General features: G+C 71.3%; 14 protein-coding genes. 7 read left to right on the top strand and 7 right to left on the bottom strand.

The genetic code is table 11. The features are described 5' to 3' along the window. The first annotated feature begins 72 nt into the window (after positions 1-72). From QSK17_RS13295 to QSK17_RS13270, 6 genes are all read left to right on the top strand, one after another. Complete coding sequence (locus QSK17_RS13295; RefSeq protein ID WP_285704977.1) at positions 73-1,674, top strand: ABC transporter substrate-binding protein; 1,602 nt, start codon at positions 73-75, stop codon at positions 1,672-1,674. Then, positions 1,649-2,758, top strand: coding sequence for an ABC transporter permease (locus QSK17_RS13290; RefSeq protein WP_285704976.1), 1,110 nt, complete (start codon positions 1,649-1,651; stop codon positions 2,756-2,758). Before QSK17_RS13295 ends, QSK17_RS13290 begins: the two co-directional genes overlap by 26 nt. Continuing rightward, positions 2,755-3,660, top strand: a complete 906-nt coding sequence (locus tag QSK17_RS13285; protein WP_285704975.1) for an ABC transporter permease — start codon at positions 2,755-2,757, stop codon at positions 3,658-3,660. The genes QSK17_RS13290 and QSK17_RS13285 overlap by 4 nt, the downstream gene beginning before the upstream one ends. Before the next feature lie 47 nt (positions 3,661-3,707). Then, a complete protein-coding gene (locus QSK17_RS13280) occupies positions 3,708-4,550 on the top strand; it encodes an ABC transporter ATP-binding protein (RefSeq protein WP_285704974.1) in 843 nt (280 codons plus the stop codon). Further along, positions 4,547-5,461 carry an ABC transporter ATP-binding protein gene (locus QSK17_RS13275; RefSeq protein ID WP_285704973.1) on the top strand — a complete coding sequence of 305 codons (915 nt, stop codon included), beginning with the start codon at positions 4,547-4,549 and terminating at the stop codon, positions 5,459-5,461. The genes QSK17_RS13280 and QSK17_RS13275 overlap by 4 nt, the downstream gene beginning before the upstream one ends. A 144-nt stretch (positions 5,462-5,605) precedes the next feature. Further along, positions 5,606-6,613 carry an Acg family FMN-binding oxidoreductase gene (locus QSK17_RS13270; protein ID WP_285704972.1) on the top strand — a complete coding sequence of 336 codons (1,008 nt, stop codon included), beginning with the start codon at positions 5,606-5,608 and terminating at the stop codon, positions 6,611-6,613. Positions 6,614-6,720: 107 nt separating this feature from the next. Here the strand turns inward: QSK17_RS13270 and QSK17_RS13265 are convergent, their stop codons facing one another. From QSK17_RS13265 to QSK17_RS13245, 5 genes are all read right to left on the bottom strand, one after another. After that, positions 6,721-7,545, bottom strand: a complete 825-nt coding sequence (locus QSK17_RS13265; protein ID WP_285704971.1) for a universal stress protein — start codon at positions 7,543-7,545, stop codon at positions 6,721-6,723. Between the two features lie 100 nt (positions 7,546-7,645). Then, positions 7,646-8,764 (bottom strand): site-2 protease family protein, encoded by a 1,119-nt coding sequence (locus tag QSK17_RS13260; protein WP_285704970.1) that lies wholly within the window; start codon positions 8,762-8,764, stop codon positions 7,646-7,648. A 139-nt stretch (positions 8,765-8,903) separates the two neighbouring features. Further along, the gene (locus tag QSK17_RS13255) at positions 8,904-10,196 is read right to left on the bottom strand and encodes an aspartate aminotransferase type Ic (RefSeq protein ID WP_285704969.1); all 1,293 of its coding nucleotides are present in this window, start codon (positions 10,194-10,196) and stop codon (positions 8,904-8,906) included. Between the two features lie 303 nt (positions 10,197-10,499). Beyond that, positions 10,500-10,883, bottom strand: a complete 384-nt coding sequence (locus tag QSK17_RS13250) for an ATP-binding protein (RefSeq protein WP_285704968.1) — start codon at positions 10,881-10,883, stop codon at positions 10,500-10,502. Between the two features lie 333 nt (positions 10,884-11,216). Continuing rightward, a complete protein-coding gene (locus tag QSK17_RS13245) occupies positions 11,217-11,408 on the bottom strand; it encodes a hypothetical protein (RefSeq protein WP_285704967.1) in 192 nt (63 codons plus the stop codon). 154 nt (positions 11,409-11,562) lie between these two features. Here QSK17_RS13245 and QSK17_RS13240 point away from each other — a divergent pair, with 154 nt between their 5' ends. Next, the gene (locus tag QSK17_RS13240) at positions 11,563-12,009 is read left to right on the top strand and encodes a MarR family winged helix-turn-helix transcriptional regulator (protein ID WP_502889204.1); all 447 of its coding nucleotides are present in this window, start codon (positions 11,563-11,565) and stop codon (positions 12,007-12,009) included. Between the two features lie 127 nt (positions 12,010-12,136). Here QSK17_RS13240 and QSK17_RS13235 read toward each other — a convergent pair whose 3' ends face one another. Both QSK17_RS13235 and QSK17_RS13230 read right to left on the bottom strand, forming a co-directional pair. Further along, entirely contained in the window at positions 12,137-12,898 is a 762-nt protein-coding gene (locus tag QSK17_RS13235) for a hypothetical protein (RefSeq protein ID WP_285704965.1), read from the bottom strand. A 180-nt stretch (positions 12,899-13,078) separates the two neighbouring features. Beyond that, positions 13,079-13,870, bottom strand: a complete 792-nt coding sequence (locus tag QSK17_RS13230) for a 3'-5' exonuclease (protein ID WP_285704964.1) — start codon at positions 13,868-13,870, stop codon at positions 13,079-13,081. Between the last annotated feature and the right edge of the window lie 86 nt (positions 13,871-13,956).

Genomic DNA, 13,956 nt, shown 5'->3' with positions numbered 1-13,956 from the left:
ACTTTCTGTCGGACACTCCTGCACCATCATCGACTAAACGTCTCACATGGCACATTTTCGGAGGATACAGATATGGCGCTCCGTTCGCGGCGCCGGCGGGCGACCACCGCCCTGCTGCCGGTCGTGCTCACCGGTGCTCTCGCCCTCGCCGCGTGCTCCAGCGGCGGCTCGTCCGCCACGCAGGGGCAGAGCAGCGCGGGCAAGACCCTCGTGATCGACACATCCTTCGATCTCAAGACGGCCGACCCGGGCCGCACGTACGAGCCGACCGGTCTGGTCGTGGACAAGGCGACCTACGACACGCTCCTCACCTTCGAGGGCGCGGACGTCACCAAGCCGGTCCCGTCCCTCGCCGAGTCGTACGAGATGTCGTCCGACGGCAAGGAGCTCACGCTCAAGCTGCGCAAGGACGCCACGTTCGCCGACGGCACCCCCGTCACCGCCGACGACGTCCTCTTCTCGCTGACCCGCGTGCGCGACATGAAGGGCACCCCCTCCTTCCTGCTCGACGGCGTCGAGGTGGCCAAGACCGACGACAGCACGATCACGCTGACGTCGAAGGCGCCCAACCCGGCGCTGCCGTACATCCTGCCGAACCCGGCGCTGGGCATCCTCAACTCCAAGGTCGCCAAGGAGAACGGCGCGACCGAGAACGCGGACGACAAGGCCGAGCAGTACCTCAACTCCGCCTCGGCCGGCTCCGGGCCGTACACGCTCGAGTCGTTCAACGTGAGCAGCCAGGTCGTGCTCAAGAAGAACGACAAGTACTGGGGCGCGAAGAAGCCGGTCTACGACAAGGTCGTCATCCGCAACGTCGAGTCCGCCACGCAGAAGCTCAACGTGCAGCGCGGCGACAGCCAGGTGGCGCTGAACCTGTCGGGCGACCAGGTGGCCGGCATGGGCGGCGGCCTGCAGGTCAAGCGGACGACCTCGGCGTACGTGTTCTTCCTGCTGGCCAACCAGGACCCGGGCGTCAGCAAGATCACCTCCAACCCGAAGTTCGTCGAGGCGCTGCGCAAGGGCGTCGACTACACCGGCCTGCTGGAGCTGGCCGGTGAGGGCTCGACCCAGGCCGCGGGCATCATCCCGTCGATGTTCCTCGGCGCACTCCCCGCCGACCAGGCGACCCAGCGCGACGTCGAGGGCGCGAAGGCGGCGCTCAAGGAGAGCGGCGTGGCCAACCCCACGGTCAAGCTCGAGTACCCGAGCGAGCTGACCGTGAACGGCCTGTCCTTCCAGCCGCTGGCCGAGCGGATCCAGGCCAACCTCAAGGAGATCGGCATCACCGTGGAGCTCACGCCCGCGCCGGTCACCACGGCCCTGGACAACTACCGCAACGGCAAGGAGGAGCTCGGCCTCTGGTACTGGGGCCCGGACTTCCCCGACCCCAGCAACTACCTGTCGTTCCTGCCCGGCAAGCTGGTCGGTCTGCGCGCCGGCTGGAAGGCGGGCGCGGACAAGGAGCTGGAGGCCGCGGGCGAGAAGGCGGCCGCCTCGGTGACCGACGAGGACCGCAAGCAGGCGTACACCGACGTGCAGACGAAGCTCAACGCCTCCGGCCCGTTCATCCCGCTGATCCAGCCGGGTCAGAACATCGTGACGGCCGGATCCGTCACGGGCCTGGAGTACCACCCGGTGTGGACGATCAATGTCGCCGACCTCGGTGCCAAGTAAGGACCAGGACGGCGGCGCGGCCCTGCCCAGCGAGAACACGCGGCGGGGCCGCGCCGCGCGTCGGCGTCCGTTCGTCCGGTTCCTGGTCCGCAGGATCGTCACGGCGCTGCTGCTCGCCCTGGGCATCACGCTCGTCACGTTCCTCCTGACGAACCTGGTCCCCGGCGACCCCGCCGCGGCGAACCTGGGTCAGCGCGCCATCGGCGATCCGGCGATCGTGGCGCAGTGGCGCGCGGACCACGGTCTGGACAAGCCGCTCCCCGAGCAGTACCTGATCCACCTCTCCGGGGTGCTGCGCGGGGACTTCGGCCAGAGCCAGCAGAGCCACCGCCCGGTGGCCGACGACCTCGCCGAGTTCGTGCCCGCGACGCTGGAGCTGGCCGGCGCGGCCATCCTGATCTCGCTGGTGCTGGGGGTCGCGTTCGGTGTCGTCGCCGCGCTGCGCCGCGACCGGCTGTCGGACCACATCCTGCGCGTGACCAGCCTGTTCGGCATCTCGGTGCCGACGTTCTGGCTGGCGCTGGTGGCGTTCTACGTCTTCTTCTACCGGCTACAGATCACCCCGGGCAGCGGCAGGATCGACCCCGGCATGACGCCGCCGCCGCACGTCACCGGTCTGTACACGATCGACGCGGCACTGTCCGGCCAGTGGGACGTGTTCGCCTCGGCGGCCGGTCACCTGGTCACCCCGGCGCTGGTCCTCGCGCTCTACACCATCGGCCTGCTCACCCGGTTCACCCGGTCGGCGGTGCTGGAAGTGCTCGGCCAGGACTACGTCCGGGCGGCCCGTGCGAAGGGCCTGCCCGCCCGGGTCATCCTGTTCCGGTACGTCCTGCGGTCGGCGCTGGTCCCGGTCATCACGGTCGCGGGCCTCGCCTTCGGCAGCCTGCTGTCCGGCACCGTGCTGGTCGAGGCGATCTTCGCCTGGCCCGGCATCGGCCAGTACGCCTACAAGAGCGCGACCTCCCTCGACCTGCCCGCCGTGATGGGCGTCGGCCTGGTGGTGGGCGTGGTCTACCTCGTCATCAACCTGATCGTGGACGTTCTGTACGGCGTCATCGACCCCAGAGTGAGAATCTCGTGAGACGACGACTGACAGGGGGGCCGGCAGGAGGGCGGACAGGAGGGCGGACAGGGGGGCTGACACGGCGGCTCCCCGAGGCGTGGCGGCAGCCGCTGGCGATCGTCGGCGGCGTGGTCGCGTTCGCCTGGATCGTGATCGCGCTGGCCGCGCCGGTGCTGGCCCCGCACGACCCGCTCGCCCAGGAGCTGCCCCGGCTGGCCCCGCCCGGGCCGGGTCACTGGTTCGGCACCGACCAGCTCGGCCGCGACATCCTGAGCCGCGTGCTGTACGGCGCCCGCGTCTCGATCCCGTTGACGCTGCTGCTGGTGGTGCTCTCGGTGCTGATCGGGGGCCTGCTCGGCGCCTGCGCCGGATATTTCGGCCGATGGGTGGACGAGACGATCATGCGGCTGGCGGATCTCGTGTTCGCCTTCCCGACGATCATCCTCGCCATGGTGGTGGCCGCCGCCCTCGGCGCGAGCCTCGGCAACGCGGTGATCGCCGTGCTCATCGTCGCCTGGCCGGCCTACGCCCGCGTGACGCGCGGCCTGGTGCTCGGCATCCGCGAGCGCGAGTTCGTGCTGAGCGGGCGGCTGCTCGGCTTCTCGGCCTGGCGCTCGCTCCGCGTGGACGTGCTGCCGAACGTCACCGGCCCCGTCCTGGTGCTCGCGACGCTCGACATCGGCACCGCGCTGCTGCTGCTGTCCGGCCTGTCCTTCCTCGGTCTCGGCGCCAAGCCGCCGTCTCCGGAGTGGGGCGCGATGGTCGCCTCCGGCGTGGAGGTCTTCGACAGCTGGTGGGTGGCGACCTTCCCCGGTCTCGCCATCCTGACGGTCGTGCTCGCGTTCAACTTCCTCGGGGACACGCTGCGCGACGCGCTCGACCCCCGGACCGCCCGCGCCATCAAGGAGCGTGCCATTTGACCGAGCGACAGACAGGGCGACAGACCGGGCGACGCGAGGAGAGCGCCGTGGAAACCGCCGGGGAGACCTCCGCGAACGGCGTCCTCACCATCTCCGATCTCACCGTCGCCATCCACGGCAAAGAGATCCTGCGCGGAGTGGACATCGCCCTGCGACCGGGCCAGGTACACGGCCTGGCCGGCGAAAGCGGCTCCGGCAAGACCATGACCGGCCTCGCCGTGCTCGGCCTGCTCCCCCACGGAGCCCGTACGACGGGCCGGATCGAGTTGGCCGGCCGTGACCTACTGTCCCTCCCCGCCAAGGAACTCAACGCCGTACGGGGCGCCGAGGTCGCCATGGTCTTCCAGGACCCGGCGACCAGCCTGCATCCCATGCTGTCGGTGGGGCGGCAGCTCACCGAGCACATGCGCCACCACCTCCGGCTCGGCCGCCGCGAGGCGCGGGAGCGGGCGATCGACCTGATGCGCAAGGTCCGCATCCCCGGGCCGGAGGAGGCGATCGACCGCTATCCGCACCAGTTCTCCGGCGGCATGCGCCAGCGCATCGCGATCGCGGTCGCGCTCGCCTGCTCGCCGAAGGTGCTCATCGCGGACGAGCCGACGACCGCCCTCGACGTGACCGTCCAGGCGGGGATCCTGCGGCTGCTGCGCGGCCTGTGCGACGACCTCGGCCTGGCCGTGCTGCTCGTCACCCACGACCTCGGCGTGATGTCGGCGGTCGCCGACGAGGTGAGCGTGATGAAGGACGGCCTGGTCGTGGAGACCGGACCGCGCGGCCAGGTGCTGCGCGAGCCGCGTCACGCCTACACCCGCGCGCTGCTCGACGCCCTCCCCGAGAACGCGGGTGCCGAGACCACAGGGACCGAGCCTTCCGAAGGGGAGCCGGCATGACACTGCTGACCGTGGACGACCTCGTCGTCGAGCACCGGACGCCCGGACGCCCCGTGGTGCGGGCCGTGGCCGGGGCCAGCCTGAGCGTCGCCGCCGGGGAGGTGGTCGGCCTCGTCGGCGAGTCCGGGTGCGGCAAGTCGACGCTGGCCCGCGCGGTGTGCGGAATCGGCCGCCCGGCCTCGGGGACCATCGCGTTCCAGGGCCGTCCGGTGGCACCGCTCGGCCTGCGCCGCAGGGACCGGTCGTTGACCGGCATCCAGATGGTCTTCCAGGACCCGTACGCGTCGCTGAACCCGCGGCGGCGGGTGGGCGACCAGATCGCGGACGGGCTGCGCGCCGCCGCGGACGCCTCGACCACGCCCGCCGACCTGCTCGACCGGGTCGGCCTGCCGCGCGAGTTCGCGACCAGGTACCCGCACGAGTTCTCCGGCGGCCAGCGCCAGCGCATCGCGATCGCCAGGGCCCTGGCCGCCCGGCCGTCGCTGCTGATCGGCGACGAGCCGATCTCGGCGCTCGACGCCTCGGCGCAGGCGCAGGTCGCCCGCCTGATGCGGGACCTCGCGGTCGAGTCGGGGGCGGGCCTGCTCTTCATCAGCCACGACCTGTCCGTGGTACGGCTGATCGCCGACCGGATCGCGGTGATGTACCTGGGGAAGATCGTGGAGATCGGCCGCACCGACGAGGTCTGGGCCGACCCCCGGCACCCGTACACGCGGGCGCTGCTCGGCGCCATTCCCGCGCCGGACGGGGCCGGCGTGCTGCCGGCCGAGCTCCCGGGGGACGTTCCCGATCCGGCGGCGCCGCCGCGCGGCTGCCGGTTCCACCCCCGCTGCCCGAAGGTGATGGACGTCTGCAGGGAGCGTGAGCCCGAGTTCGGGCCGGTCGCCTGCTGGCTGCACGAGCCCGCCTGACCGGTTCGCCCGGTCAGGCGGGCGGTCAGGCGGGGCCTGATGACCAAAGTCCCGGCGGCGCGGGGGCCGTCGGCACTGGTCTCCCCGGTGGATACGGCGAAGTCTGGCTCTGTGCGAGATCCGTCTATCCCGAGGAGGCCCTCGATGCTCTCGCCCCTGGCGTCCGATCTCGGCGTGCAGTACCTGCTGGTGGCGGCGGAGCAGGCTCCGTCCGTGCTCAACACCCAGCCCTGGCGCCTCCGGACCGTCGGCGACGACGTGGCCGAGTTGCTGTGCGATCCGAGCCGCCGGTTGCGGGTCAGCGATCCCCGAGGCCGGTCGATGCACGTCAGCTGCGGCGCGGCCCTGTTCAACCTCAGGCTGGCGGTCAGGATCGGCGGCTACCGCCCCACGGTGTCCCTCCTGCCCGACACGGACGACCCGACGCTCCTCGCCTCGATCAGGATGACCGAGTCGACGCCGGCCAACGCGACCGAGCGTTCCCTCTACTCGGCGATCAGGGTGCGGCGGACCAACCGGGAGCCCTTCGACGACCGCCTGGTCCCGCCCTCCGTCCTGGCCGGCCTGCGCATCGCCGCCAGCCGCGAGGGCGCCAACCTGGTCCCCCTCGACGACGAGGCGGCCGGAGAGCTCCTCGAACAGGTCGCCGTGGCTAGCGACGAGCTGGCCGGCGACCGTGGCTACCTCGCCGAGCTGGCGGCGTGGACGGCGGGCCGCGCGCTGTTCGACGGCGTCCCGCGCCACGTCCACGGGCCGCGGCCGGACCGCGATCCCGCCCCCGTCCGCGACTTCGGGATCGGCCACCGGGGACAGAGCCGCCGAGTGGACCGCTTCGAGTCGCGCCCGCAGCTCGCCGTGCTCACCACCCGGGGAGACCGGCCCGTGGACTGGCTGCACGCCGGCCAGGCGCTCCAGCGGGTGCTGCTCATGGCGACGTGCCGCGGCATCTCCGCCTCGTTCCTCAACCAGCCGCTCGACCTGCGCGACATGCGCCGCCGTACGGACCCGAGGCACGCCCGCGGCCACGCTCAGATGATCATCAGGTTCGGGTACGGCCCGGTCGTGCCGCGCGCGCCGCGTCGCCCGGCGGGCGAGCTGCTGCTCCAGGACTCACGGAAGGAGGAGCGGCTCATGCCGCTCCTGCGCGTCTGAATCTCCCGGACCTCTGCGGCCTCTCCGGATTCTCCGGATTCTCCGGCCTCTGCGGCCCGCTGCGCCCTCGGGGAACCGAACGCAGAGGACCGAACGTAGAGGAACCGTCAGCTCTGGGGGATGACCGCGACGGGGCAGAGCGCGTCGTGCAGCACGGACTGGGTGACCAGGCCGAGCGTGACCCGCGCCGGTTCGCGGTGCGCGCGGTTGCCGATGACGAGGAGAGCGGCGTCACCGCTCACGGTGAGCAGGGCCTCCTCCGCCGGCCATTCGGCGAAGGAGGTGAAGACCTGCACCTGCGGGTACTTCTCGCACCACGGCGCCACGATCCGCTGGAAGCGGGCCGCGGCCTCGCGGGACGGCTGGTCCCCCTCCGTCCACGCGTGCACGGCCAGCACGTCGCTGCGGCGCAGGCTCGCCTCCTCCAGGGCGAAGCCCAGCACCCTTCCGCTCTGCGGGGAGTCGTCCACTCCGACGACGACGCGCCCGGCCTCGGGGATCGGCCCGCTCACGAGGATCACCGGGCAGGGCGCGTGGCCGGCGACCTGGGCCGCGGTCGCGCCGACCCTGAGCCGCTCGAAGCCACCCGTCCCGCGGGTGCCCAGGACGATCAGCTCCTCCGCCGCCGCCTCGGTGAGCAGGACCGACGCCGCGGAACCCCGTTCCAGCCGGGCCCTGACCTCCAGATGGGGAGCCAGCGTGGCTGCCAGGGTGACGCCCTTGCCTATGACGAACTCGGCCGTGTGCCGTACGGTCTCGATCACCGAGGGGTCGCTGGGCTTGACGGCGAACGGCCACTGCCAGGCGTGGGTCACCACGAGAGGCGCGTACCTCAGCTGCGCCTCGCGCACCGCCAGGCGCAGGGCCCACTCGCTGCAGGCCGATCCGTCGTATCCGACCACCACAGGCCGCTGGGACTCATCGGCTCGCATCGCCGTCTCCTCCTCACCGTCGTTCCCCGGTCCTGGGCGGTCCTCTTCCCTTTAAGGGCGCGGTCACGCGTCGGCCCCCGCTGGCACGTCTGGCACGCTGTCAGCTCGCCCGGCGCAGGAGCGCCAGCCGTACCATCCTGGACAGGTCCTGTGCGGTGACCATGCCCGCGACGTGTCCTCCCTCGATGACGAGGGCGACCATCGGCCCCATGGTCGGCCGTTCGAGCAGCGTGGCGGCGTCGTCGTCCGGTCCGAGGATCCGGTCGGGCGGCAGCGGCCGGGCCAGGCGGTCCAAGCGGGTCGAGCCACGCTGGGAGGGCGGCACGGCGGCCAGCGCCTCCAGGTTGACGTAACCGATGGGCTCGCCCCCGAAGGCGACCACGGGGAACACCGACTGGTGCGACCGGGACGCGACGCCGGAGACGAACTCCTCCACGTCCAGCCAGGCGGGGGCCAGGTCGGGCAGCGGGGTCATCACGTCCCTGATCCGCACGCCCCCGAGCCCCTCGCGGGCGGATCGCGCGGCCATCTCGGTGCCGGCCGCACCGGCGAGGAACCATCCGATGATCATGAGCCAGAGGCCGCCGGCCCATGAGGTGAACAAGACCTCGGCCATGCCCAGGCCGACCAGCAGAAGCCCGAGCCCCTGACCGGCGCGTGCGGCGGCCCGGTCGGCCCTGGCCCGGTCACGCGTGCGCCACCACAGCACCGCGTGCAGCACCCGGCCGCCGTCGAGCGGCGCGCCGGGAAGCATGTTGAAGACGCCGAGCAGGAGGTTCATCAGTGCCAGCCACATGAGCGCGGACAGCACCAGACGCGGCCCCGGCATGAACGCGGCCATGACGAAGGCGAGCCCCGCGACGGCCAGGCTGGTCAGCGGGCCGACCACCGAGATCTCCAGCTCGTTGCGCGGAGTCCGCGCCTCGCCCTGCATCTGGGTGACGCCGCCGAAGAGCCAGAGCGTGATCGACTGCACCGGAACGGCCCGCCACCGGGCGACCAGCGCGTGCGCCAGCTCGTGGGCCAGCAGCGAAGCGAGGAACAGCACCGAGGTCGCCACGGCGATCGTCCAGTACAGCCCGGGCACCTGACCGGGAGCCGCGCCGGGCAGTACGCCACCGCCGAGACTGGCCGCGATGAGGGCGGCGATGACCAGCACCGACCAGTGGACCCCCACCGGGATGCCGGCGACCTGCCCGAGGCGCAGACTCTGCTTCATATATCCACCATCCGCCCGAAGGGCCCGTCCCGGCAGGGACATTTCGTCCCTTTTTAGGAGGACCTTCGACTGCCCGGCGCGGCGCGGATGTAACCGATCAGGTCGCGGGGCGGCCTGATCGGCTCGCGTACGCTCCCCGTCAGATCGCGGAGGCGCTCTCGATCAGCTTGGCGGTGGCGACCAGGCGCACGCAGACCGCGAGGCCCTCGATGGCGAGATCGAGCTCCTCCAGGTCCGGATACGTCGGCGCGATGCGGATGGTCCGGTCCTGCGGGTCGTTCCCGTACGGGTGGGTGGCCCCGGCGGGGGTCAGTGCGATGCCGGCTTCGGCCGCCTTGCGCACCACGTCGCGCGCGCAGCCCTCGGGGACGTCGAGGCTGATGAAGTAGCCCCCGGCCGGGCTGGACCAGGACGCGAACCCGGTGCCGCCGAGCTCCTTGTCCAGGATGCGGCTCACCGCGTCGAACTTCGGCCGGATGAGGTCACGCTGGCGGCGCATGTGGGCGGCGACACCCTCGGCGTCCTTGAGAAAGCGCACGTGCCGGAGCTGGTTGATCTTGTCGGGGCCGATGGTCTGCTTGCCCGCGTTGGCCATCCACCACGCGACGTTGGCGGGCGAGGACCCGAAGAACGCCACGCCGGCGCCGGCCCAGGTGATCTTCGAGGTGGAGCCGAAGACGAAGGCGCGGTCCGGGTTCCCGTGCTCCGCGCACAGCGTCAGGACGTCGGCGATCTCCACCGGGGTGTCCGTGAGGTGGTGCACCGCGTACGCGTTGTCCCAGAAGATCCGGAAGTCCGGGGCGGCGGCCGGCATGGCGGCCAGGCGCCGCACGGTCTCGTCGCTGTAGGAGACGCCGTCCGGGTTGCTGTACTTCGGCACGCACCAGATGCCCTTGACCTGGGCGTCCTCGCGTACCAGGCGCTCGACGACGTCCATGTCGGGGCCTTCGGGCGTCATCGGCACGGGGATCAGCTCGATACCGAAGCGCTCGCACAGGGCGAAGTGCCGGTCGTATCCGGGCACCGGGCACAGGAAGGCGACGCGCGGCTCGTCCACCCAGCGGCGCTCCGCGCCGGGAAGCCGGCTGAGCAGCGCCTGGACGACGGTGTCGTGCATCATCGCGAGGCTGGAGCTGCCGCCCACCACGAGCTGGGCGGCGGGCACCTGCAGGGGCCCGCTGAAGATCTCCCTGAGCTCCGGCAGGCCCTGGAGCCCGCCGTAGTTGCGGCAGTCGGTGCCGTCGGCGGCCGTGTGGTCGTCCGCGCCGGGCAGCGCGAGCAGGCCGTCGGACAGGTCGAGCTGCCGGGCCGACGGCTTGCCCCTGGTGAGGTCGAGCGACAGGCCGCGCGCCACGAGGGCGGCGTGGTCACGGACGGCGCGGTCGTGCTCGGCGACGAGCTCGTCGAGGTCGCCGACGTTCGATGAGGTCACGGATCTTCCTTAGGAATCGGCCATGGCGGCGGGATATCGCGGCGGATCTGGCGGATCTGGCGATTTCGAGAATAGAAGGCCGCCGGGTCCGTCCCTCGACGCCCCCTGGGCTCAGGCCCGAGCGATCAACGGATCAACGCCCGGCGGGCGGGATCCCGAGATCACCGCCCCGCCGCTATGACGCCGTGACGCCGTGATCCGCGCTTTACGGCCGTTGCTTTCAGTTCGGCGGCCCTGGCGGCCCTGGGGTCCACACCCGAGGGCGGAGGACCCGTGGAACCGCGCCCGGTGACGGCTCTGACTTCAGGCCATCTCGAACCAGACCTGGTTCCGGCCGGCCTCGCGGATCATGCCCCATCGCGCGGCCAGCGCGTCAAGCAGCGGCAGGCCGCGCCCGCTGGTCCCGTTGGATACGGCATGGCCCGCGCAGGGCGGGTCGGCCGACCCCTCGTCCTGAACGCAGACGCGCACCCGGTCCTCCGTACAGGACACCGTCAGCGTGAAGGATCCCCCCTCGCCCGAACGCGAATGGACCACCGCGTTCGTGGCGATCTCACTGGTCAGCAGCACGCAGTCGTCGTGCAGCGGATGGTCCCTCCCCAGGGCGGCGGACACGAGCCTGCGGGCCCGCACCACCTGCTCCTTACCTCCGGCGAGCCGAGCCACCCGATCCCCCGCGACCTTCATCAACGACCTCCGCTCTCCGCGCCCCTACAGAGTGGACGCTTGACGATCTATCGGAGATGTCATGAGAAAGCGGAAGACTTCACACCACCCGGAAGTACGGCGTCCCGATACCGCCGGCGTGATCCCGAAACAGCGGACGAACCAGCGGGTGAGGTGGCTGTGGTCGGCGAATCCCACCTCGGCGGCCGTGTCGGCGATAGGCCGAGGCGAGGAGCCATGATGATCACTGTCCTGACCGGCGCGGACATCTCCACCGAGTCGGGCATCCCTGACTGTCGCGGGCCGAGCGGCCGGGCCGTTCTCGGACTGCTGGCCCGGCTGTCCGGGTGAGGATCAGGTGATGTCCAGCATCATCAGCAGGATCAGGCCGAGCAGGTGGCCCAGGACGACGAACACGATCAGGAAGACGAAGATGAACTTGGCCGGGCCGTGCTCGAAATGCTTGCCCTTGCCCTCCAGAGCCCCTCGCTGCGCCTGGCGCTCGGCGATCCGCTCTTCGATGCTCTTCCGCCTCAAGGGGGCCACGACCTTACCTCCGGCCAGGTGAGTCATCCCAGCGCGCCCGGTGGGCGAGCGCCGGAGGAGCTCACGATCTCAGGATTACTTGGTACACAAACCATTTGTATACTAACTTTTATAGCACGCCGATACGGAGGTGCTTGTGAGAGGCTTCGCCGACATTGACCCATTGTCCCTGGAGCGACAGGTGTGCTTCGCGCTGTCCGTCGCGTCCAGGAATGTCGTCGCGGTCTACCGCCCGCTGCTGGAGCCCATGGGCCTGACCCACCCGCAGTACCTCGCCATGCTCGCCCTCTGGGAGCACGCGCCTCTGGCGGTGAAGGACCTCAGCCGGATGCTCCAGCTCGACCCCGGCACGCTCTCCCCACTGCTCAAGCGCCTGGAGGCGAGCGGGCTGATCCGGCGCGAGCGGGACGCCAACGACGAGCGCGCCCTCGCCGTCGTCCTCACCCCGGCCGGCAAGGACCTGCGGTCCGACGCGGAGAAGATCCCCCCGGCCATCGTGGCGCGCCTCGGCATGGAGCTGGACGAGCTCCAGCACCTGCACGAGTCGCTGATGCGGGTGATCGCCGCCGCCAACAGCGCCAACGGCCACGGAGCGGGATAGTCCCGGCGCACCGGCCACCTGCGGCCACGCGTCGGCGCGGCCCTGGCCACGCGGGGCCGGGTCACCGATGTCGTGCGGAAGGAACCGGCCCGAGCCGGTTCCAGGACGGTGACACCGCGGCGGGAAATCAGGGACCGGCGAGCATGTCGAGCAGGCGAGGCACCACGGTTCCGGCCCCGAAGACGGCGGAGGGGACGAGGAACTGCAGGCAGAGGGCGAGGACGCATCCCCGGCCACCTCCCAGCCGGGACGGCGGTGGCTCCTGCGGTCCGAGTCCGCGCCATACCGACCGCGGTTCGGAGAGCAGGTACATGACGGCGCCGATCTGGCCGACGGTGAACAGCCAGAACCACGCCCAGCGGTTACCCAGCCGGGGCCGGGCCGTGCCGACCATGACGATGAACGTGGCGATCCAGGCGACCGAGACCGTCCAGCTCCCGTGCGGAACCGGCACCGTGGACGGCCAGGCGGGGAACAGGCCGTTGCGGCCGTCGCGATCCGTCGCCTTCCGCAGCACCGGGCGCGGGTCGACGTCGGCGACGTCCGCGTCGGTGATGTCTGGGGCGGCGTCGGCGACGAGCGCGGCCATCGTATAGGGACGGTCATCGTGCCACGGCCGTAGCGCCCGGTACCAGAACAGCGGCCCCGTGGACCAGCGCACCTCCCTCAGCTCGCCCCGCTCGTCCTCGTGCCCCTTGTAGATCACGTAGGTGACCCGCCCGGCGGCCAGGTCCGCGCGGAGATCCGCGAGTTCACGCTCCCGGGGAACGGCGCTGAGAACGGTGACGAGACCACCCCAGAGCAGGACGACGAGCAGGAGCACGCGCACCCACAGGCCCGCGATGCGGTACGGCTCCCGCAGCGCCGGCGACTCCCGGTACGGATGCACCGCTCTCCCCCATCGTGTAGCCCCGCCACCCCGTACAGGGATCATCCCGTACGACGGAACGGCGGAGGCATGAAATGTCCGCATCCGGCCGGAATCTCGGCACGCATCCGCGAGCGAGCCGCTGTGGCGGCGTGCTCGCAGGCAAGTACGGCGGCGCACCAATGGAGCAGGAGCTCCGGCTCAGTCGTCGAGGTCGTCGGAGTCGTCAGGGTCGAAGGGAGGGTCGTCGACCGCCTCGGCCATGCTCTCGATGAGCCGCAGCACCGCACGGCAGTCGCCGACCGCGTTGTGGTCGCCACCCGACAGCGCGTGCCGTCGCCAGTCGGAACGCCGGTCGTCCCACGCGCCCCTGAACCAGCCGTACACGGTCATCGCGCACTTCCACGAGAAGCCGTTCGACCAGGCCATGGCGTAGTCCAGGCTGCGGATGCGGGCGACCTCGGCGCGCAGGAGCCGGCCGTCGTAGCGGCTGTTGTAGACCACGACCGGCCGGGCCGGCCCGGTGAGCACCGCGCTGAGCTGCGGCAGGACCTGCGCGAACGTGGGCCACCCGGCGACGTCCGCGTCGAGGTAGCCGTGGATCGCGGACGCCTCCGCCGGGATGGGGACGCCCGGGTCGATGAGCGTGTCGAGCAGCACGTTCCCGCGCATGTCGACGACGCCGATCTGCACCGCGCGGTCGGTGTTCGGGTCGGTGCCGGTGGTCTCGGTGTCGAGGATGACGGCGTTCGACCGGAGCATCTCGTCGGCCCACCGGATCGCTCTCCAGCGTTCGGCCTCGAGATCGATCGTGTCGCAGTCGCGGTAGAGTTCGAACTCGCGTCCGTCGATGACGACAAGCGCGACCGGCGGCTTGACCGGCAGGTGGCGTCGCTTCGCGAGCTGCCCCTTGGTGCGGAGGTCGCGGGCCTTGGCCTGCCGCCAGGTGAACCGGGGCAGCCCTTCGGGCGCGACCGCGGGGGAAGTGGTCATGATCGCGATATAGCAGGCACCACCGACACTTTCCACCCTTCACGCTTCGGCACGTCACCCGAGACGGGCCGGGACGAGCACCAGAG

Origin of the sequence: Microtetraspora sp. NBRC 16547 (assembly GCF_030268965.1) — a bacterium.
Classification (GTDB): Bacteria; Actinomycetota; Actinomycetes; order Streptosporangiales; family Streptosporangiaceae; genus Microtetraspora.
Note: the sequence above shows the minus strand (reverse complement) of the source record. Positions and strands in the feature narration are given on the sequence as shown.